This window comes from Mesorhizobium sp. KR1-2 (assembly GCF_040045035.1).
GTDB lineage: Bacteria > Pseudomonadota > Alphaproteobacteria > Rhizobiales > Rhizobiaceae > Pseudaminobacter.
In genome coordinates this window covers 65,997-85,849 of record NZ_JBDZDS010000009.1, presented here as the reverse complement: position 1 = coordinate 85,849, position 19,853 = coordinate 65,997, and the positions used below count along the sequence as shown (strand labels likewise).

Annotated in this window: 13 protein-coding genes; 7 read left to right on the top strand and 6 right to left on the bottom strand. The window is 66.7% G+C overall.

All coding sequences use genetic code 11. The features are described 5' to 3' along the window. Positions 1–2: 2 nt before the first annotated feature. Positions 3–632, bottom strand: coding sequence for a DUF1285 domain-containing protein (locus ABLE85_RS17760; protein WP_348794209.1), 630 nt, complete (start codon positions 630–632; stop codon positions 3–5). Between the two features lie 137 nt (positions 633–769). Between ABLE85_RS17760 and ABLE85_RS17755 the strand changes: the two genes are divergently transcribed. Genes ABLE85_RS17755 through ABLE85_RS17740 form a run of 4 tightly spaced genes read left to right on the top strand, consistent with a single transcriptional unit; the run spans position 770 to position 7,590 of the window. Further along, a complete protein-coding gene (locus ABLE85_RS17755; RefSeq protein WP_348794038.1) occupies positions 770–1,774 on the top strand; it encodes a MoxR family ATPase in 1,005 nt (334 codons plus the stop codon). Then, positions 1,774–2,691, top strand: a complete 918-nt coding sequence (locus ABLE85_RS17750) for a DUF58 domain-containing protein (RefSeq protein WP_348794037.1) — start codon at positions 1,774–1,776, stop codon at positions 2,689–2,691. The genes ABLE85_RS17755 and ABLE85_RS17750 overlap by 1 nt, the downstream gene beginning before the upstream one ends. Beyond that, the gene (locus ABLE85_RS17745) at positions 2,688–5,519 is read left to right on the top strand and encodes a DUF4159 domain-containing protein (protein WP_348794036.1); all 2,832 of its coding nucleotides are present in this window, start codon (positions 2,688–2,690) and stop codon (positions 5,517–5,519) included. The genes ABLE85_RS17750 and ABLE85_RS17745 overlap by 4 nt, the downstream gene beginning before the upstream one ends. Position 5,520: 1 nt before the next feature. Continuing rightward, positions 5,521–7,590 (top strand): glutamine amidotransferase, encoded by a 2,070-nt coding sequence (locus tag ABLE85_RS17740; protein ID WP_348794035.1) that lies wholly within the window; start codon positions 5,521–5,523, stop codon positions 7,588–7,590. A gap of 300 nt (positions 7,591–7,890) precedes the next feature. On the opposite strand, the gene ABLE85_RS17735 is transcribed toward ABLE85_RS17740, so the two are convergent. The 5 genes from ABLE85_RS17735 to ABLE85_RS17715 all read right to left on the bottom strand — a co-directional run bounded on the left by ABLE85_RS17735 (position 7,891) and on the right by ABLE85_RS17715 (position 14,211). Further along, on the bottom strand, positions 7,891–10,206 hold the full coding sequence (locus ABLE85_RS17735; protein WP_348794034.1) for an autotransporter domain-containing protein: 2,316 nt from the start codon (positions 10,204–10,206) through the stop codon (positions 7,891–7,893). Between the two features lie 176 nt (positions 10,207–10,382). Then, entirely contained in the window at positions 10,383–11,012 is a 630-nt protein-coding gene (locus tag ABLE85_RS17730) for an alpha/beta fold hydrolase (protein WP_348794033.1), read from the bottom strand. Positions 11,013–11,065: 53 nt separating this feature from the next. Beyond that, entirely contained in the window at positions 11,066–12,274 is a 1,209-nt protein-coding gene (gene choV, locus ABLE85_RS17725) for a choline ABC transporter ATP-binding protein (RefSeq protein WP_348794032.1), read from the bottom strand. Then, a complete protein-coding gene (choW, locus tag ABLE85_RS17720) occupies positions 12,271–13,125 on the bottom strand; it encodes a choline ABC transporter permease subunit (RefSeq protein WP_348794031.1) in 855 nt (284 codons plus the stop codon). Before choW ends, choV begins: the two co-directional genes overlap by 4 nt. Positions 13,126–13,275: 150 nt before the next feature. Further along, a complete protein-coding gene (locus tag ABLE85_RS17715; protein ID WP_348794030.1) occupies positions 13,276–14,211 on the bottom strand; it encodes a choline ABC transporter substrate-binding protein in 936 nt (311 codons plus the stop codon). Positions 14,212–14,546: 335 nt separating this feature from the next. On the opposite strand from ABLE85_RS17715, the gene ABLE85_RS17710 reads away from it, so the two are divergent. From ABLE85_RS17710 to ABLE85_RS17700, 3 genes are all read left to right on the top strand, one after another. Beyond that, complete coding sequence (locus ABLE85_RS17710; RefSeq protein WP_348794029.1) at positions 14,547–15,647, top strand: DUF2333 family protein; 1,101 nt, start codon at positions 14,547–14,549, stop codon at positions 15,645–15,647. Positions 15,648–15,886: 239 nt separating this feature from the next. Beyond that, a complete protein-coding gene (locus ABLE85_RS17705; protein WP_348792870.1) occupies positions 15,887–17,566 on the top strand; it encodes a formate--tetrahydrofolate ligase in 1,680 nt (559 codons plus the stop codon). A gap of 299 nt (positions 17,567–17,865) precedes the next feature. After that, on the top strand, positions 17,866–19,671 hold the full coding sequence (locus tag ABLE85_RS17700) for an SH3 domain-containing protein (RefSeq protein WP_348794028.1): 1,806 nt from the start codon (positions 17,866–17,868) through the stop codon (positions 19,669–19,671). Positions 19,672–19,853 lie beyond the last annotated feature (182 nt).

Below are 19,853 nucleotides of genomic sequence, written 5' to 3'. Positions count from 1 at the left end.
GATCAGGCACTCAACTGGTGCAGCTTCTCGGCCGGCATGATGGGAAAGACGGCCCCTTTGGAGCGCACGGCAAACATCGGTTCGCCGTCGATCTCGATCTCCTCGCCATGTTCAACCAGTTCATACATCACCGGCCTCGCCACCAGCGCTTCCAGCCGGCCGCGCACCAGCACATAGGGCTTCAAGCCCCCCGTCTCGTCCTCGTCCACGAAGCGCATCGGACGGTCCGGCCCGGCCTCCACAACATCGCCAACATTTGTGCGGAAGGTGATGACTTGGCCGTCGCCCTCGCCCGTCACCGTCATCTCGACTGCCACGAAAGGCGCATCCACCACGCGGATGCCCACCTTCTCCACCGGCGTCACCAGATAGGTCTTGCCGTCGGCATCCTTGCGCAGCACCGTGGAGAAAAGCTGCACCAGCGGCATGCGCCCGATGGGCGTGCCGAGATAGAACCAGGTGCCGTCCTGGCGGATCTCCATGTCGAGATCGCCGCAGAAGTCGGGATTCCAGCGTTCCACGGGCGGCAGGCCTTGTCCTGCGCGGGCCGCGCGCGAGATAAGTGCCTGCAGGCTGGCCGTGTCGCCGACCTTCGTGAGCTCGCCTTCGATATGTGCTTCGTCTTTGGTCATGGTCACGAAATAGTCACTGTTGTTAAGCTTGTCAGCCTTGGTGCGTGATTTAAGTTCATTCACCTGCGCGGCAAAAGTGCTAATCGTGAGCGACGAGACGGCAGCCCCCTTCCCGAACAAATGAGGATCGAAGCGGCATGAGCGTAGTGATCAAGGATCCCTCGATCGGCGAAAAGGAAATGATCGCGGACGCCGAAAGAGCGTTGGGCGACATCTCCAAGGTTCGCGAGGGTATCGGCAAGGTCATCTTCGGCCAGGAAAGCGTCATCGAGCGCACGCTGGTCGCGCTGCTGGCGGGTGGCCATGCCCTGCTGGTCGGCGTTCCGGGCCTTGCCAAGACCAAGCTGGTGGAGACGCTCGGCATCGTGCTCGGCATGGATTCGCGCCGCGTCCAGTTCACGCCGGACCTGATGCCGTCCGACATCCTCGGCTCCGAGGTGATGGAACAGGATGGAAACGGCAAGCGCTCCTTTCGCTTCATCCCGGGCCCCATCTTCGCGCAGCTGCTGATGGCCGACGAGATCAACCGCGCAAGCCCCCGCACCCAGTCGGCGTTGCTGCAGTCGATGCAGGAATACCACGTCACCGTCGCCGGCGTGCGCCACGACCTGCCCGCTCCTTTCCACGTGCTCGCCACCCAGAACCCGCTGGAGCAGGAAGGCACCTATCCGCTGCCGGAGGCCCAGCTCGACCGCTTCCTGATGCAGATCGACATCCACTATCCGGACGTCGACGCCGAGCGGCGCATCCTTCTGGAAACCACCGGCGTCGAAGAGGCCAGGGCGGCCAATGTGCTGTCGCCCGTGCGCCTGCAGGAGATCCAGCGGCTCATCCGCCGCATGCCGGTGCCGGAAAGCGTGGTGGAGGCCATCCTCGAACTGGTGCGCTCGGCGCGCCCGGGCCAGGGCAACGCCGAGACCGACAAGCATGTGGCCTGGGGTCCGGGCCCGCGCGCAAGCCAGGCGCTCACGCTGTGCGCCCGCGCCCGCGCGCTCTATGACGGGCGCCTTGCGCCGTCGATCGACGACGTGAAGGCGCTTGCCGAGCCGGTTCTGCAGCACCGCATGGCGCTCACCTTCGCCGCCCGCGCCGAAGGCATGAGCGTGCGCGACGTGGTAGCGCGGCTGGTGAAGGGTATCTGATGGCACGCATCGGCGCGGCCTCGCCTCCTGTCGGTACGAAGGACGCCCTTGCCCGCGCAAGGCAGCGCGCCTTTCTCGTGCCCGACCTGCTGATCGAGGCGCGCCGCGTGGTCAACACCGTCATCTCCGGCTGGCACGGCCGCCGCAAGCGCGGCATCGGCGAGAATTTCTGGCAATTCCGTCCCTATGTCGAGGGCGAGAGCCTGTCGCGCATCGACTGGCGCCGCTCGGCCCGCGACGACCATATCTATGTGCGCGACCGCGAATGGGAGGCTGCCCATACCGTCTGGCTATGGGCCGACCCGTCTCCCTCCATGCTCTACCAGTCGAGGACGGCCAGCGTTTCCAAGGAATCGCGCGCGCTGGTGCTCGTCCTGGCGCTGGCCGAGCTTCTGTCGCGCGGCGGCGAGCGTATCGCGTGGCCCGGCCTCACTGATCCCTTCACCGCCCGCAACGGCGCCGAGCGGCTGGCCGCCCACCTGACGCATGCCGGCGCGCTGCCGCACCGGCCCGACCTCGCTGCCGTCCGCCGCTTTTCCGACGTCGTCATCGCCAGCGACTTCCTCGACCCGGTCGAGGAAACCAAGGAATGGCTCGACACGCTCGCCCGGCGCGGCGCCCGCGCCCACCTGATCGAGATCGCCGATCCGGCCGAAGAAAGCTTCCCCTATTCCGGGCGCACCGAATTCACCGATCCCGAGACCGGTGAAAAGCTCACCGCCGGCCGCGCCGAGCAACTCGGCGCCGACTACCGCCTGCTCTACTCCGCCCGCCGCGAGGAGCTTGCCGCCTGGTGCAAGCGCCTCGGCTGGAGCTACACCGTCAACCACACCGATCGCCTCGCCTCCGAGGCGCTGGTGCAGGTGCACATGGCGATGAGCGCCGAGAGCGGCTACGCCTCCGGGGTGCGCGCATGAGCTGGCTGCCGCTCTCCTTCGGTTTCCCGGCCATCCTGTGGGGCCTGCTCGCGCTGCCGGTCATCTGGTGGCTGCTCAGGCTCACCCCGCCCAAGCCGGAGACGGAGGTCTTTCCACCGCTGAAGATTTTGGCGCGGGTGCTGCGCCGCGAGGAAACGCCCCGGCAGAGCCCGTGGTGGCTGACGCTGCTGCGGCTGCTCATGGCCGCGCTGGTGGTCATGGCGCTGGCCGAGCCCGTCTTCAATCCGCGCGAGAAGCTGCCGGCCGCCGGCAGCGGGCTTGCGCTGGTCGTGGACAATGGCTGGGCGGCTTCGCCGGATTGGGAACGCCACGTCGCCACAGCCGAACGCCTGATCGATGACGCTGCCGCAAGCGGCCAGCGGGTGCTGCTCGCCTTCACCGCCGAGAAACCCAACGCCGACATCGGCCCCTTCGACGCGAAGGCCGCGCGCGACAAGCTGCGCGCCACCAAGCCCCGCCCGATCCCGACCGACCGGCCCAGCGTCTATGCCCGCGTCGCCGCCGCGCTCGACACGATGCCTGGCGCCAGTATCGCCGTTCTCGCTGACGGCCTCGCGGCCCAAGGCGACGATGCCGCCTTCGGCACGCTCTTCAGCAAGGGCCCCGCCAGCGTCATCTGGGCAATGCCCGACCGCATCGCCACGGCTGGCCTGACCAAGGCCGAAAACCAGCTCGACGGCTTTGCCCTCACCGCCGTGCGCCCGTCCTCCGACGCCACCCCCCGGCAGGTCACGGCTGGCGCCTTCGACGACAAGGGCCGCCGCATCGCCGATGCGGCCATCACCTTCGGCGCGGGCGCAGCCGTGGGCACCGGGCTGATGAAGGTCCCGTTCGAGCTGCGCAACGATTTCGCCGCCATCCGCATCGACGGCGAGAACCATGCCGGCGCCGTGCGCGTGCTGGACGAAAGCTCCAAGCGCCGCCGCGTCGGCCTCATCTCCCAGGCCGAGTCCGACCAGGCGCAGCCGCTGCTGGCTCCGCTCTACTATATCCGCCGCGCGCTCTCCCCCTTCGCCGACCTCGTCGAGCCGCAGAGCCGCGACATAGCCGACGCCATCCCCCAGCTTCTGGAACAGAAGCCGGCGATGATCGTCATGGCCGACATCGGCAACATCCCCGAGCCCGCCCACCAGAAGCTAGTGGAATGGGTGAACAATGGCGGCTTGCTGGTGCGCTTCGCCGGCTCCCGCCTCGCCGCGGCCGGCAATGATGACGACCTCCTGCCGGTCCGCCTGCGCACCGGCGAGCGCTCGCTGGGCGGCGCGATGTCCTGGACCGAACCGCAGCCGGTCACCGAATTCCCCAAGACCGGTCCGTTCTCCGATCTCGCCCCGCCGTCGGAGGTTACCGTCAGCCGCCAGGTGCTGGCGGAGCCCACCGCCGATCTCGGCGAACGCACCTGGGCCAACCTCGCCGACGGCACGCCCTTGGTCACCGGCGCGCGGCGCGAAAAGGGCACCGTCGTCCTCTTCCACACCGCGCCCGAGGCGACATGGTCCAACCTGCCGATCTCCGGCACCTTTGTCGAAATGCTGCGCCGCCTGGTGCAGATGTCGCGTAACCAGGGCAGCCTCGCTGCATCCGCCGAGGGCCAGGTCGCCTCGCTGGCGCCGTACCGCATGATCGCGGCCGACGGCACGCTGGTGCCGCCGCCCGCAGATGCGCGGCCACTGACGGTAGGGCGCGGCCCGGTGCCGGTCACCATCGAAAACCCGCCCGGTCTCTATGGCAGCGAGGACGGCGTCGTCGCCCACAACCTGCTCGGCGCGGACGCAACCCTTGCGCCGCTGGCGCGTCCCCGCATCGCCGCCCCCGTCACCGAAATGCGCTATGCGCTGAACGAAACCCACGACCTGAAGGGACCGCTCGTGGCCGCAGCGCTCGCCCTCATGCTGCTCGACACGCTGGCGGTGTTCTGGCTGGGCGGCATGTTCGCCGGACGTGGCCGCCGCGACGCCGCGGCGCGCGGCGCGGGCGCTGCTGTCGTGCTGCTGGCGGCCGGCGCGCTCTTCTTCGCGTCTGCGCCGCATGCGCGCGCCGACGATTCGAAGCCCGGCGACGACCAGGCCATCGAGGCCGTGTCGAAGACCCGGCTTGCCTATGTCATCACCGGCGACGCCTCGGTCGACGCCATCAGCCGCGCGGGTCTCGACGGCCTCTCCCGCTTCCTGGTCGACAAGACCGCGCTCGAGCCGGGCAAGCCGGCCGGCGTCGACATCGCTCGCGACGAGCTCGCCTTCTATCCGCTGATCTATTGGCCGATCGACCCCAAGGCGGCGATGCCTTCGCAGGAGGCTATCGCCCGCATCGACGCCTACATGCAGCAGGGCGGCACTGTGCTGTTCGACACGCGCGACCAGTATGCCGGCGGCATCGACGCCAACTCCGCCAGCCCCGCCACCCAGAGGCTGCGCGACATCCTGGCCAATCTCAACGTGCCGCCGCTGGAGCCCGTGCCTTCCGATCACGTGCTGACCAAGTCGTTCTACATCCTTCCGGAGTTTCCGGGCCGCTTCAACGGCAGCCCGCTCTGGGTCGAAGCGTCGCTTGAAGCCGCCAATCCCGAGCACCGCCCGGTGCGCACCGGCGACGGCGTTACCCCGATCATGATCACCGCCAACGATTTCGCCGGCGCCTGGGCGGTCGACGCCAATGGCGACCCGATGTTCCCCACCGTGCCGTCCGATCCGATGCAGCGGCTCTACGCCTATCGCGTCGGCGTCAACATCGTCATGTACATGCTGACGGGCAACTACAAGTCCGACCAGGTCCACGTGCCGGCTCTGCTCGAGAGGCTGGGGCAGTAGCATGAACAGCTGGTCGCTCTCCTTCGAACCGTTGCTCAACTGGCAGCTGCTGGCCATCATTCTCGTGCCGCTTGCCATCCTGACACTGGCCGGCCTGTGGTTCCGCCGGCGCGGCTCCCTGCTGCGCCTGGCTGCGCTCGTCGCCCTTGCCGCCGCCCTTTTCAACCCTGTCCTGCTTGATGAAAACCGCGAGCCGCTGCAGAGCGTGGTGGCATTGATCGTCGACCGCAGCCCTAGCCAGGAAATCGGCAACCGCACCGCCCAGACCGACCAGGCGTTGGCCGCGCTGCAGGAAAGGCTATCGCGGCTCAAGCAGTTCGAGGTGCGCGTGGTCGAGGCCGGCAAGGCCGACGCCGCCGACGAGCGCACCGAGACGCGGCTGTTCTCGGCGCTTGACGGCGCGTTCCGCGACGTGCCGCCCTCACGCATCGGCGGCGCGATCATGATCACCGACGGCCAGGTGCACGACGTGCCCACCGGGGCGCCAGCCTTCCACGCACCGCTGCATGCGCTGATCACCGGCGAGGAAGGCGAGAAGGACCGCCGCATCCGCTTCGAGAAGGCGCCGCGCTTCGGCATCGTCGGCAAGCCGCTCGACATGAGCTATCGCGTCATCACTTCCGGCGGCGAGACCGGCCAGGTCGACGTGCGCGTGTCGATCAACGGCCAGCAGGTTTCCGTCGAGCGGGCGACCATCGGCCAGGAAATGCCGCTGCACATCACCGTCCCCGGCGCCGGCCGAAACATCGTCGAGGTCGCCGTCGACCATGAGGACGGCGAGATCACCGACATCAACAACCGCGCCGTGGCGCTGGTCGACGGCATCCGCGAGAACCTGCGCGTGCTGCTGGTTTCGGGCGAGCCGCATGCCGGCGAACGCACCTGGCGCAACCTGCTCAAGTCCGACGCCTCGGTAGACCTGGTGCATTTCACCATCCTGCGTCCGCCGGAGAAGCAGGACGGCACTCCGATCAACGAACTGTCGCTCATCGCCTTCCCGACGCGCGAGCTGTTCGTCGACAAGATCAACGAGTTCGACCTCATCATCTTCGACCGCTACCAGCACCGCGACGTGCTGCCGATCCTCTATTACGACTACATCGCCGAATATGTCGAAAAGGGCGGCGCGCTGCTGATCGCCGCCGGCCCCGAATATGCCGGCCAGCAGTCCATCGCGCGCACGCCGCTGCTCCCGGCGCTGCCGGCCATGCCCACGGGCGAGGTGGTGGAAAAACCGTTCTATCCGCGCCTCACCGACCTCGGCAAACGCCACCCGGTCACGCGCGGCCTGGAGGGCTCGACCAGCGAGCCGCCGAAATGGAGCCGCTGGTTCCGCATCATCGGTGTCGATCATCCCGAGGGCGAGGTCGTCATGAAGGGTCCCGACGACCGGCCGCTTCTGGTGCTCGATCACAAGGGCGAAGGCCGCGTCGGCATGTTCCTGTCCGACCAGGGCTGGCTGTGGGCGCGCGGCTATGAGGGCGGCGGCCCGCATGTCTCCCTCTATCGCCGCATCGCGCACTGGCTGATGAAGGAGCCGGAGCTTGAGGAAGAACGCCTCACCGCCAACGGCCGCGGCATGACGCTGGACGTGCGCCGCCAGACGATGAAGGACAATCCGGGCAGCGCGCAGGTCATCACCCCGTCCGGCAAGGCCATGACCGTGCCGCTCGCGCAGACGGAGCCCGGCATTTTCTCCGGCAGCGTGGTCACCAAGGAGATCGGCCTCTACCAGGTCGCCAACGGCAATCTGAGCACGCTCGCGCATATCGGACCCGTCAACGCGCCCGAATTCGGCGACATGGTCTCCACCGAGGGGGTTCTCAAACCCTATGCCGAAAAGACCGGTGGCAGCGTGCGCCGGCTGGCCGCCCTCTCCGGCGTCAACGTGCCCAGCATCGTGCCGGTGCGCGGCAATGCCGAAGCCGCCGGCCGCGACTGGATCGGGCTGAAGACCACCAATGACAGCGTCCTGAAGTCGGTCAGCCGCGTGCCGCTGTTTGCGGGGTTCTTCGGCCTGGGCCTGCTGCTCGCCGCCCTCGGCGCCATGTGGTATCGCGAGGGACGGTAGGCTACTCTCACGTTACCCGCGTAAGGCTGCGCTTGCTTGCTCCGGAGAGACTAGCTGTCTGCTCGCGTGACTACTGCTTTGGCATGCAAATCGTCAGCGCTGGAGATTTGCGAAGAGCCACAATGCCTCCGTCATCCTCGGGCCGGAGCACGAGCGAAGCGAAGTGCGGAGGTTCCGGGGATCCAGGCCTCGACTAGGCCGCTTCCAATACGTCGATCGGACGCACACGCGTTTCGCGCGGGCCACCTTCGGCTCCGCAGCATTCCGCGCGCCTGCGACCAAATCCAGCCAGCCGCTGCCTCAAAACGGAACGCTCAGCCCCGCGCGCGCAAACGCCGTAAATGCCCTGTCGCTGCCGTAGCCGAGCTCGATGGTGCCCTGCAGCTGCATCCGGCTGTCGTTGAGGAAGGTGAAGTCGGCACCGGCGAAGCCGCGCACCACGCCCTTGCGGTCGTCTGGCGTAAACGAGATGTCCTGCCCCAGCATCGTCGCCGAAACCCTGCCGCCGCTTTGCGCGATGCCGTCGATGCCGGCCCGGAGCGAGGCCGCCCACACGCCGTTGTCGGTGACCTGCGGCGCCAGCGGCAGCGCGATCTGGCCGCGTGCCTCGAACACATTCACGTGGCGCGAGTCCACGCTCAGCTCGTCATGAGCGCCCTCTTCCGAATAGCTGTCGAGGAACAGCCCGGCATAGCGCAGTCGAAGGCTCGGGACGATGATCGTGTCCCCCATCGCCACATGCGTGCCGAATGTCACCGCCGGGCTGACGAAGACGCCGTTGACATTGGCGCGCCCCGTCTCGATGCCGCCCAGCACCATGTTGTTGGCAATGCGGCGGTCGGCGTTCTGCCGAAGCGAACCGACGGAGATCGACAGATCGGCGAAGTTCAGGCCCGCCGCATAGCCAAGGTAGCCGCCGCCGAAGAAGCTGCTGTAGCTCCTGTCGTGGCCGGAGTCGTCGACGCGAACCGAGCCGCCGGCGCCACCCAGGAAGGCGCCAGCGCGCCATAGGTCGGAAACCTCCGCGTCGAAGCCCGCAATCCCGCCGCCGACCGAATTGCGGAAGCGTTCATCATCGCCCGAATGGCTCTCCGAACGATAGCTGCCGATGGCCGTGGCCCAGAACACCGGCCCCAAGGGAGCCGCCGGTTCGACGACGCCATCTGCAACGATGGGGCCGCGCAGGCCGAGTTCGCCGAAGCCCGTATTCCGCGCGAGCGCAAGCCTGTCCTCGATCGCGCCGGCAATGTTGCCGGTGAGATCGGTCACCACCGCATGCGCGCCGCGGAAGCCGGCCGGGTCGAGCACCGCGACAGTGTCGTCACGAACGACATAGGGCCGGCCGCCGGTCATGATCACGTCCGGCAAGCCGGAGAACGTCATCACCGCATTCAGCCCGGGGCCGAAGGAAACGGTGTTGTCGGAACCGCCGAAGACGATGTCGCCCTGGATGGCCGTGCCGGCCTGCAGGTTCAGCCGCGCATCGTCGCCGCCGAACAGGATCGCAAGGTCATCACTCAGCAGCGTGCCGGAATTGGTGACTGTCGCATGATCGCCCCCAAGAGCGATACCGCTCACAAAGGCATCGCCAGCCGCAGATCCTCCCACATTGATCCAACCACTGTTGACGACAATCACATTGTTGCCACTGAGCGCTATGCCACTCACAGCAGCATCGCCGTTGGTCGCAGATCCGAATACGTTAATGGAACCATTGTTGACGGCAGTTACATTGTTGCCGTCGACCACAATGCCACCACTCGCGCTGTCACCATCGGCGGTAACTGCACTCACATCCACCAAGCCGTCATTTACGACATGCGCACCATGTGCGTTGACAGTGATGCCCAAGCTAACGACGTCGCCTGTGCTTGCAAGGCTATTAGAACGGATCGTGCCGTCATTCAGCACCGCCACATCCGAGATGACTACCAAGGGATCGGGATCACCTACGGCGATGCCCACAGTCGCCAACCCCGTCGTGTCGATTAGCCCACTGTTTGTGACCTGGCTGCCGTTTCCAGCTGCCACAATGCCCACGGCACCGTCGCCCAGGGCATGGATCGTCCCGCCGTTGGCGACGCTTGAATTCTCACCACCGACGAAAATGCCGAAGACGTTGCTCCCTCCGACCTCGACCGTACCGGCGTTGGTGACCCGGGTATCGCCGCCGGTCGCAAAGATGCCGGCGAAAGCATCGTTGTCTGCGCGCAGCAGGCCGTTATTGACGATGATCGTGCCTTGGCCCTCGCTGGCGATGCCGGCCGAGCCATTGCCCCCTGCCAACAGCGAGCCTTTGTTTGTCACCTGCGCGCCGGCGCCTTTGGTGTAGACCGTGGGCGTGTCGTCGCCCCACGTCTCTATCGTTCCGTCGTTGGTAAGCTTCTGGCCAGCCTTCTGCATCTCGACGGCGGGTTCGTTGTCATCGGTCGTGCTGATCTTGCCGCCCGACTGCACGGCGCCAGTATCGCCGGTGCTATCCATGACCTGCTGCCCCACCGTCTCCCCGGACTTGATCGTGAAGTCCTCGGAGAAGGCCGGCCAGGAGGCCAGTGCCGTCGCTGCCAGCAAAGAAAGGGCTATAGACTGTGTTCCCCTGCGCAGTGCCAATGCCATGTCACCCCTCGCATACACGTCGCAATGCAGTCACAGGTTGATTCTGCCCTCATTTGGGGCCTTCTGGCAAGCCTTGCGGCGCTTCGGGGTTACGCAGGGGCATCTGAAAGGTCCGTTTTCAGCCGAGGCGTTCCATTTCGGCAACGTTTTTGGAGAGTTGCCGCTCTCGCTTTATCCTATTCAGCAGCGATTTTCCGCATCCACGCGGCAATTTCGGTCGCGGCCGCGTCCAGGTTGGCTTCCAGCGTCAACGGCTTACGCGGCTTGAAATCGTGGTCGCCGTCTTCCAGCCAGTCGACGGCGATCTCCGACGAAAGCTCGTAGGACAAAACCTCTTCGCGCGTGCCGAATGGATCGCGCATCCCCTGGCAGATCAGCGTCGGCACAGCCAGCCGCTTCAGATGCGCCGTCCGCAATTTCTCTGGCTTGCCAGGCGGATGGAACGGATAGCCGAGACAGACGAGACCGGCGATCGTGCCCTGCCCGAAAAGCTCTTCGGCCACCATGCTCGCCACGCGCCCGCCCATCGACTTGCCGCCGATGAACAGGCCATTCGTTTGCCCCAGCGCAGCGACGGCGTCGCGGTATTCGCCGAGCAGCGTCTCGGCGCGCGGAGGCGGCTTCCGCTGGCCCGAGCGCCGGGCGGCCATGTAGGCGAACTCGAAACGGACGACACGGACACCACGCCCCGCCAGCTTGTCCGACATCGCATTCATCCAGGCCGAATCCATCGCCGCTCCCGCGCCGTGCGCGAGCACCAGCGTGAGCCGGGCCTCTTGGGTCCCCGTGAAAAGCAGATCGGGCATAGCCGGCCTCCTGCATTCGCGTCCGCCGTGTCACCGGCCGACAAGTCGCGGGGCTATCTGCGCAGCACCGCCGACAGCACGTCCCGGATGCCGATTGCGCCGACGAAACGCGACTGCTCGTCGAACAGCGCCACCGGCGCGGTCTGCGAGCGGTGCATGGCCAGCATCACCGTTTTCAGCGAGGTACCGGGCCGCGCCCAGAAGACGTGCGAGCCATCCGGCGAGAGGCCTTCCACCTCGTCGCACGAAGCCCAGATCGCCGGCTGGCCGTTGCGCTCGGCCGCCGCTACCAGCCCGTCGGCGTCGATCTTGAAGCGCGTCGTCTGGCGCCGGTCGAGCCACAGCCAGCCGTCCTCGCCCGCCTTCTCCAGGTCGCGGCGGTCGCGCATCACGTTCCACGCCGTCAGCACCGACAACGGGTTCACGTTGGAGATGAAGTCGCGCACATAGTCGTTGGCCGGGCGCAGCACGATGTCCTCCGGCGCGCCGGTCTGCACGATGCGCCCACCTTCCATGATCGAGATGTGGCTGCCGATCTTCAGCGCCTCCTCCAGGTCGTGGCTGACGAAGATGATCGTCTTCTTCAGCTTGGCCTGCAGTTGCAGCAGTTCGTCCTGCAGCTTGGTGCGGATCAGCGGGTCCAGCGCCGAGAAGGGCTCGTCCATGAGCAGGATCGGCGCCTCGGTGGCGAAGGCGCGCGCCAGGCCCACGCGCTGCTGCATGCCGCCCGAAAGCTCATGCGCGAACTTCTTCGCCCACTGGTCGAGATTGACGAGTTTCAGCTGGCGCTGCACGCGCTCGCGGCGCTCGGCTTCCGGCACGCCGGCAAGCTCCAGCCCCAGGCCGACATTTTCCTCCACCGTGCGCCACGGCAAGAGGCCGAACTGCTGGAAAACCATCGCGACCTGCTTCTGACGCAGGCGGCGCAGGGTCGCCTCGTCGCAGGTTACCACGTCGACCGTGCGGTCGCCGTCCTTGACCAGGACCTGCCCCCGGGAGACGAGGTTGAGCCGGTTGACAGCGCGCAGCAGCGTCGACTTGCCCGAGCCCGACAGGCCCATCAGCACGGAAATCTCGCCCTCGCGCACGGTCAGGTTGGCGCCGGCGCAGCCCAGCACATTTCCCGTCTTCTGGAGGATTTCGGCGCGCGTCGCGCCGCGGTCCACCATGGCAAGCGCTTCGGCCGTATCCGGGCCGAACACGATGTCGACATTCTTGAAATCGACGGCGACGTTCGTTTTCACATCCGCGGCGACGTTCATTTCTTACCTCCGACGCCGATGCGGGTCATGCGGTCGAGCACGATGGCCAGCACCACGATCGCCAGCCCGGCCTCAAGCCCCAGGTCGATCTTGCGCGAGCCCAGCGCCCGGTTGATTTCTGTGCCCAGCCCGCCCGCGCCGATGAGAGCGGCAAACACCACCATCGACAGCGACAGCATGATGCACTGGGTCAGCCCGGCCATGATGGTCGGCAGCGCCGCCGGCAGTTCCACCTTCCACAGAAGCTGGCGCTTGGTGGCGCCGAAGGCCTCGCCCGCCTCGATGATCGCGGTCGGCACGGAGGTGACGCCCAGATGCGTCAGGCGCACCGCCGTCGGAATGACGAAGATGATGGTCACGATCAGGCCCGGCGCGTTGCCGAGGCCGAACAGGGTCAGCACCGGAATGAGATAGACGAAGGTGGGCAGCGTCTGCATCATGTCGAGCACCGGCAGAAGCACGCGGTAGACCTTCTGCTTGTGCGCGGCCCAAATGCCGAGCGGTACGCCGATCGCCATGGAAGCGGCGGCAGCCGCCACCACCAGCACCAGCGTCTGCAGCGTCTGTTTCCACAGCCCTTGATTAAGGATGAAAATAAGCCCCAGCGCCACGCCCACGGCCAGGCCCTTGGAGCGCTGGAGGAAATAGGCAAGCGCCACGATCAGCGCGATGACCAGCACCGGCGGCAAGGTCAAGAGTCCGCTCACCAGCCCGTCGAGCACCAGGTTCAGCCCGCTCGAAAAGCCACGGAAGACGGCATCGAAATTGTCTGTCAGAAACGTGAAGAACGCCTTGCCCCAGGCGCCGATAGGTATCTTGTAGCTGGCCAGGAATTGCGAAACCGGATCCATCTCGTCCCTTCATTTTTCTTGAATCCTCCCTCTTGCGGGGAAGTCGGCGCGGAACGCGCCGGGTGGGGTGAGGGCGATGGATTGAAAATCCGCCCTACCCCGCTCCGCTACGCGGATGGCCCCTCCCCCGCAAGGGGAAGGGCAAGGCGCTCAGCCGCCCAGCGCGGTCTTCACGGCCGCGGCCGCGTCGCCGCCGTCGAAGGTGGTGACGCCGTCGATCCAAGGCGCCACTGCGTCCGCATGCGCCTTCAACCACTCGGTCGCAACCTCGTTCGCGTCGCCGCCCTTGAGGATCTTGTCCATCATCTCGCCTTCCATGTCCAAGTTGAACTTGAGGTTGGCGATGAACTTGCCGACGTTCGGGCACTCGCTCGTGTAGCCCTTGCGCACGTTGGTGTGCACGGTGGCGGCGCCGAAGCCGGAATCGCCCATGCCGTCGAGATAGGTGATCTTCATGGCGCCCATCACCGGATGCGGCGTCCAGCCGAGGAAGGCGATCCACTCGTTGTTCTTGATCGACTGCTCGGCCTGGGTGAGCATGCCGGCCTCGGAAGATTCGACCAGCTCGAAGCCCTCCAGGTTATCGGCCGGGTTCTTGATCATGTCGAGGATGATGCGGTTGCCGTCATTGCCGGCCTCGATGCCGTAGATCTTGCCGCCGAACTTGTCCTTGAACTTGCCGAGGTCGGTAAGCGTCTTGACGCCGGCTTCCGCCACATAGGTCGGCACCACGATGCCGTAGCCCGCACCCGACAGGTTCTCGCTGATGGTCTCGACGGAGCCTTCCGCCGCATAGTCCTTGATGTCGTTCGTCATCGACGGCATCCAGTTGCCGAGGAAGACGTCGAGGTCGTTGTTCTTCAGCGAGGCATAGGTCACCGGCACCGACAGCTGGATCACCTGCGGCTCATAGCCGAGCGCGGTGAGCAATACCGAGGCAACCCCGGTGGTCGCCTGGATATCGGTCCAGCCCACATCGGACAGACGCACGGTCTTGCAGCTTGCCGGATCGGCGGCGAATGCAGTGCCAGAATATAGAACTGCCGCCATGCTGAGTGAAATGGCGAATGATTTCATACGCGACATGCGTTTCTCCCATTGTGAATTTGCGGCGACTAGCGTGTGGCTTAGGCCATTCAAGTTTTAGCCAAACATCATTTTGGAATGGTTTCAAGCATCGCCAAAGGGCAAGGCGCGGCGCGGAGTTTGCTCAAGGCGACAATTTTCGCCCCTGAGGGACGACACGGCCCGGCCGTAGGCTGCATCCGATCTCCGAGCGCATGTTGTGGAAAGGGCGAAAAACACATATCTGGAAAGCTGCGCATGCGGCCCGGAGCTTCACCCGGCCAGACGGCGAAAGAGAGGCGGCAGCCTGCCGACTCGCCGGCGGGACCACGCGCCAGAGAGGGACTTGCGACCAGATGCGTGATGAGAGTTCGAACGTCTTCATCCGGGCCTTGCAGGGAATCGGGCGTGGCCTCGCCTGGCCATTTCGAAAGGCCTGGCAGTGGTATTCCCGGCGCGGCTGGATAACGCAGGCCGTGGTCGCCGCCTGCGCTGTCTGCCTCGTCGGCCTCTACGGCTATTTCATCTGGACGACCCAGGTCTGGACCAATTTCAATCCCGACTATGTCGACGCCTACCAGTTCGAAAAGCGCAGCACCACGGCAGGCGAAGAATTGGCCGATAACAACGGCAGCGCGGCAAAGACCTGCGCGCGCTCGGCGATCGCCGACGTCACCGCCGACCTCACCGACTTCAACGTCAACCAGAACGCTTGGATCTCGTCGATGCTTCTCTACAGGCTCGGCTTCTTCGGCATGTCCTGGGATGACACCCCCTTCCTCGACAACAAGGCGTCCTTCCAGCGCGGCATCAACCAGGCTGTGCGGCGCACGACCACCGAGCTCGCCGACAATCTCGGCCGCCTGCGCGGCACCAGCCAGGTCGATTCGGACCTGCAGTCGGCGCGCGGCAACATGCAGTTCGACGAATACACCTGGTATTTCGGCCTCAGCCCCTTCGGCCCCAAGACGCCAACGCCCAGCTACTACCGCTCGGCCATCAAGAGCCTGCGCGCCTTCAACACCCGTCTGGAGAAATGCGGCGCCGTCTTCGACGCGCGCGCCGACAACCTGATCCAGTTCATCGACCGCATCTCCAACGACATCGGCAGCACCTCGGCCATCCTCAAAGACCGCGCCGAGAACCACGCCAATGGCTGGCTCGACCCGCGCGCCGACGACCGCTTCTGGTTCGCCTACGGCCAGCTCTACGGCTATTACGGCCTGCTCAAGGCCGCCCATGCCGACTTCGAGGACGTGCTGCGCACGCGCAACCTCGACAGCCTGTGGAACACGATGGAGCAGCAGACGCGCTCGGCGCTCAACATCCAACCCTTCATCATCTCCAACGGCGCCGAGGCAGGCTGGCTCATGCCGTCGCATCTGATCACCATGGGCTTCTACATCCTGCGCGTGCGCTCCAACCTGGTCGAGATCAGCAACGTGCTGTCGCGCTAAAGGGCGGATGGCGGAGAGGCAGGACATATGAGGGAGGAAACGCAAACGTGCATCGCGCCGGCCGGCCGCTTGCCGTCCCCAGCCCGCTTGCCGCACCCCCTGTTTTTGCTGTCGCAATCCGTGTATTGCGCGGCTGTTTTGAGACGGCGAATGCCCGCCCTCTCGGGCTTCTATGCCGTCGCAAAGGCGCCCGGTGAGGCTGCCGTGAATCTTCAACCAACCGAGGGACCCTTCTGCCTATGCCCGAATTCAAGACAGACATCGAAATAGCGCGTGCCGCCAAGAAGCGGCCGATCCAGGAGATCGGCGCCAAGATCGGCATCGCCAACGAGCATTTGCTGCCCTACGGCCACGACAAGGCCAAGGTCTCGGCCGAGTTCATCCAGTCGGTCAAGGGCAACAAGGACGGCAAGCTGATCCTGGTCACCGCCATCAACCCGACCCCGGCCGGCGAGGGCAAGACCACCACCACCGTCGGCCTCGGCGACGGCTTGAACCGCATCGGCAAAAAGGCGGTGATCTGCATCCGCGAGGCCTCGCTCGGGCCCAACTTCGGCGTCAAGGGCGGGGCCGCCGGCGGCGGCTATGCCCAGGTGGTGCCGATGGAGGACATGAACCTCCACTTCACCGGCGACTTCCACGCCATCACCACCGCCCACAACCTGCTGTCGGCGCTGATCGACAACCACATCTACTGGGGCAACGAGCAGGGCATCGACACCCGCCGCGTCGCCTGGCGCCGGGTCATGGACATGAACGACCGCGCGCTCAGAGAGATCGTCTGCTCGCTCGGCGGCGTCGCCAACGGCTATCCGCGCGAGGCCGGCTTCGACATCACCGTCGCCTCCGAGGTGATGGCGATCCTGTGCCTGGCCACCGACCTGAAAGACCTCGAGAAGCGCCTCGGCGACATCATCATCGCCTACCGCCGCGACAAGAGCCCGGTCTATGCCCGCGACATCAAGGCCGATGGCGCCATGACCGTGCTGCTCAAGGACGCCATGCAGCCCAACCTGGTGCAGACGCTGGAGAACAACCCGGCCTTCGTGCACGGCGGCCCGTTCGCCAACATCGCCCATGGCTGCAACTCGGTGATGGCCACCACCACCGCGCTGAAGCTCGCCGACTACGTCGTCACCGAGGCCGGCTTCGGCGCCGATCTCGGCGCGGAAAAGTTCTTCGACATCAAGTGCCGCAAGGCCGGCCTGAAACCCGCGGCGGCGGTCATCGTCGCCACGGTGCGGGCGCTGAAGATGAACGGCGGCGTCAAGAAGGAAGACCTCGGCGCCGAGAACGTCGAGGCGGTGAAGAAGGGCTGCGCCAACCTCGGCCGCCACATCGAGAACGTCAAGCAGTTTGGCGTGCCGGCGGTGGTGGCGATCAACCACTTCCACTCCGACACCGAAGCCGAGATCCAGGCGGTCAAGGACTTCGTCGCCGCGATGGGCGAGGAGGCGATCCTGTGCAAGCACTGGGCCGAGGGCTCGGCCGGCATCGAGGCGCTGGCGCACAAGGTGGTGCAGCTCGCCGAGAGCGGTGCGGCGCAGTTCGCGCCGCTCTACCCCGACGAGATGAGCCTGTTCGACAAGGTCAACACCATCGTCCAGCGCATCTACCGCGGCTCCGAGGCGATCGCCGACAAGAGCGTGCGCGACCAGCTGCACGCCTGGGAGCAACAGGGCTACGGCCACCTGCCGGTGTGCATGGCCAAGACGCAGTACTCGTTCTCGACCGACCCCAACCTGCGCGGCGCGCCGACCGGCCACACCGTGCCGGTGCGCGAGGTCAGGCTGTCGGCCGGCGCCGGCTTCGTCGTCGTCATCTGCGGCGAGATCATGACCATGCCGGGCCTGCCCAAGGTGCCGTCGTCGGAAAAGATCTTCCTCAACGAACACGGCCAGATCGAGGGCCTGTTCTAGGCCCGGACCAGGCCGGCGGTCGTCGCCGGCCCACCTGCCCTTCAGCGCCGCGCGGCCACCCCGCGCGGCGTTTTTGTTTGCTGAAGCGCGCCAAAAGTCGCCCGAAAGCCCAGAATGCCCGCGAATTGCCGGAAGCCGGGCGCAGTAACGCCATATTTACCAATAAAGGTTGGGCAGCTTGGGTGCGGGGGACTTACCGGATCATCCGACGCAAATCTCGGCCGTAGGCGCGCCATTTCGCGCGAACGGTTGGGCATGCGTTCGATCGTTCCGGGCAAGATTGTGCGTGGAGTAAGTCCTTGAAAGTTTCCAAACTCGCAGATGCCCCCCATGACGTGGACGCGCTCGAATACGAGCTGTGGCGCAGCGTCACGAACCCGGCCGGCCCCGCGCCCGCCGCGCCGGCGAGGCCCGACGAATCGCTTCCCGCGCAGGCTTCCCGGCCGTTTCCCTCGCCCGCAAACCAGAGCACGCCGCCTTCGCCTGCCGCCGCGGCCCCGCAGCCGACCCTGCGCCCCGCCGCGCAGGCTCCTGCGCGGCCGCTGAGCGGCCAGCCCGCCCCGGCCGCTCGCCCGCCCCTGCCCAATCCGGGCATGCAGTCCTCGTCTGCCGTCCCCCCGGTCCCGCAATGGCTTTCTCGCCCGGCTGCGCCCGCCGCTGCCGTACAACCGCAGACCAGCCAGCCCCTGCCGGCTGCCCGCGTGCCCCAGCCGAACCCGGTCGCACAGCCCTCGCTTTCCCCGGCAGCCCCGCAGCCGCCCCTGCGCCCCGCCACGCCGGCCAATCCCGCACGACCGCTGAGCGGCCAGCCCTCGCCTGCCTCCCGCGTGCCCCAGCCGAACCCGGCCACCTCGCCAGCCACCCCAGCCCCGCAATCGGCCCTGCGCCCCGCCGCCCCGGCCAATCCCGCGCGACCGCTGAGCGGCCAGCCCACCCCGACTGCCCGTGCCCCCCTGCCCGGCCAGGGCACTGCGCCTTCGCCTGCCGCAACGGTCCCGCAATCGCCCCTGCGCCCCTCTGCGCCGGTCACCGCTGCCCGGCCGCCGCAAAGCCAGCCTCCCGTTGCCGCACCGGCCAACACTGCCCCCAATGCCTCACTCAGCCAGCCGCCGGCGGCCTTGCGGACACCCCCGGCCGACGACGACGCCGTCATGCCGCATTTCCGCTATGACTGGGATTCCCGCGTCAGTATCGCGGAAGAGCCGGAAGCAAAAACTCCTCCGTCCTTCCTCGACAAGGCCACGCGAGGCTATCGCCAGATCGCGCAAAAGGCGGCCTGGCTTCAGGCCATGCCGTCGCGGCGCCGCTTGGCGCTGGGGATTGCCGGCGTTGCCGTACTCGGCGGCTTGGGCGTGGGCCTCACCCTGCTGTCCAACCCGTCGCACGACGATCCAGTGGCGGTCGCTTCTTCGCAGCCTCCCGCGGTCGAGGCTGCGCCCGCCACACCTGCCGTCGAGCAGGCCACGGACAGCACCGCCCAGCCAGCAACCTCCGCCCCTGCCCCTCAGCCCGCAGCCCCCAGCTCCGCCGACACGTCGCCGGCTCCGGCCACCGCTAGTGCTGCCCTGACGCAGCCGCAGGCATCGGCGCCGCAGCCGGCGCCCGCCGCCTCAACGCTCGAAACGCACGACCAGCGCTGGGCGCGCGCCGACGATCCGCAGGCTGCACAGCCTTCCACGTTCCAGCCGGCCCATGCGAGCCCGGAGAGCGCCACGGCTGAGCCGGAAGCCGCGGCCGCGCCGCAGTCCGACGACTCCACGACCGGCAGCATAATCCCCGTTGCCCCCGCCCCCGCCAAGCCCGCGCCGGCCAAGCCTGCAGCGGCCAAGCCGGCGCCCGCCAAGCCCGCCAAGGCCAAGCCAGCGGCCGCGAAGGCAGAGCCGGCCAGCGCGCCGACGCAAACCGCTGCCCCAGATCCCGTGAGCGGCAGCGCCAAGGTGAACTCGGCCGTCAAGATGCGCGCCAGCGCCGACAACGACGCCGACGTGGTGACGGTGGTTCCGGCCAACGCCTCCGTCGACATCATCAGCTGCAAGGGGTGGTGCAAGGTCTCCTACGACGGCAAGGAAGGCTATATCTTCAAGCGCTTCCTCAACCAGGGCTGATCCAGGCTTGGCAGTGGCGGATTGCGCCTCCGCGGAATCCCCCTTGCCGGCCCCTCCCTTCGCCGCTATGTAAAACGCGATGATGACGATTTCGCACACGACGCTCTGGTGGTGGGCTTGCTGACAGCGGCCTCGAGCGCGCGTGCGCGTTGAAAACTTGGTGGCCGCAGGAGTAATCCGGG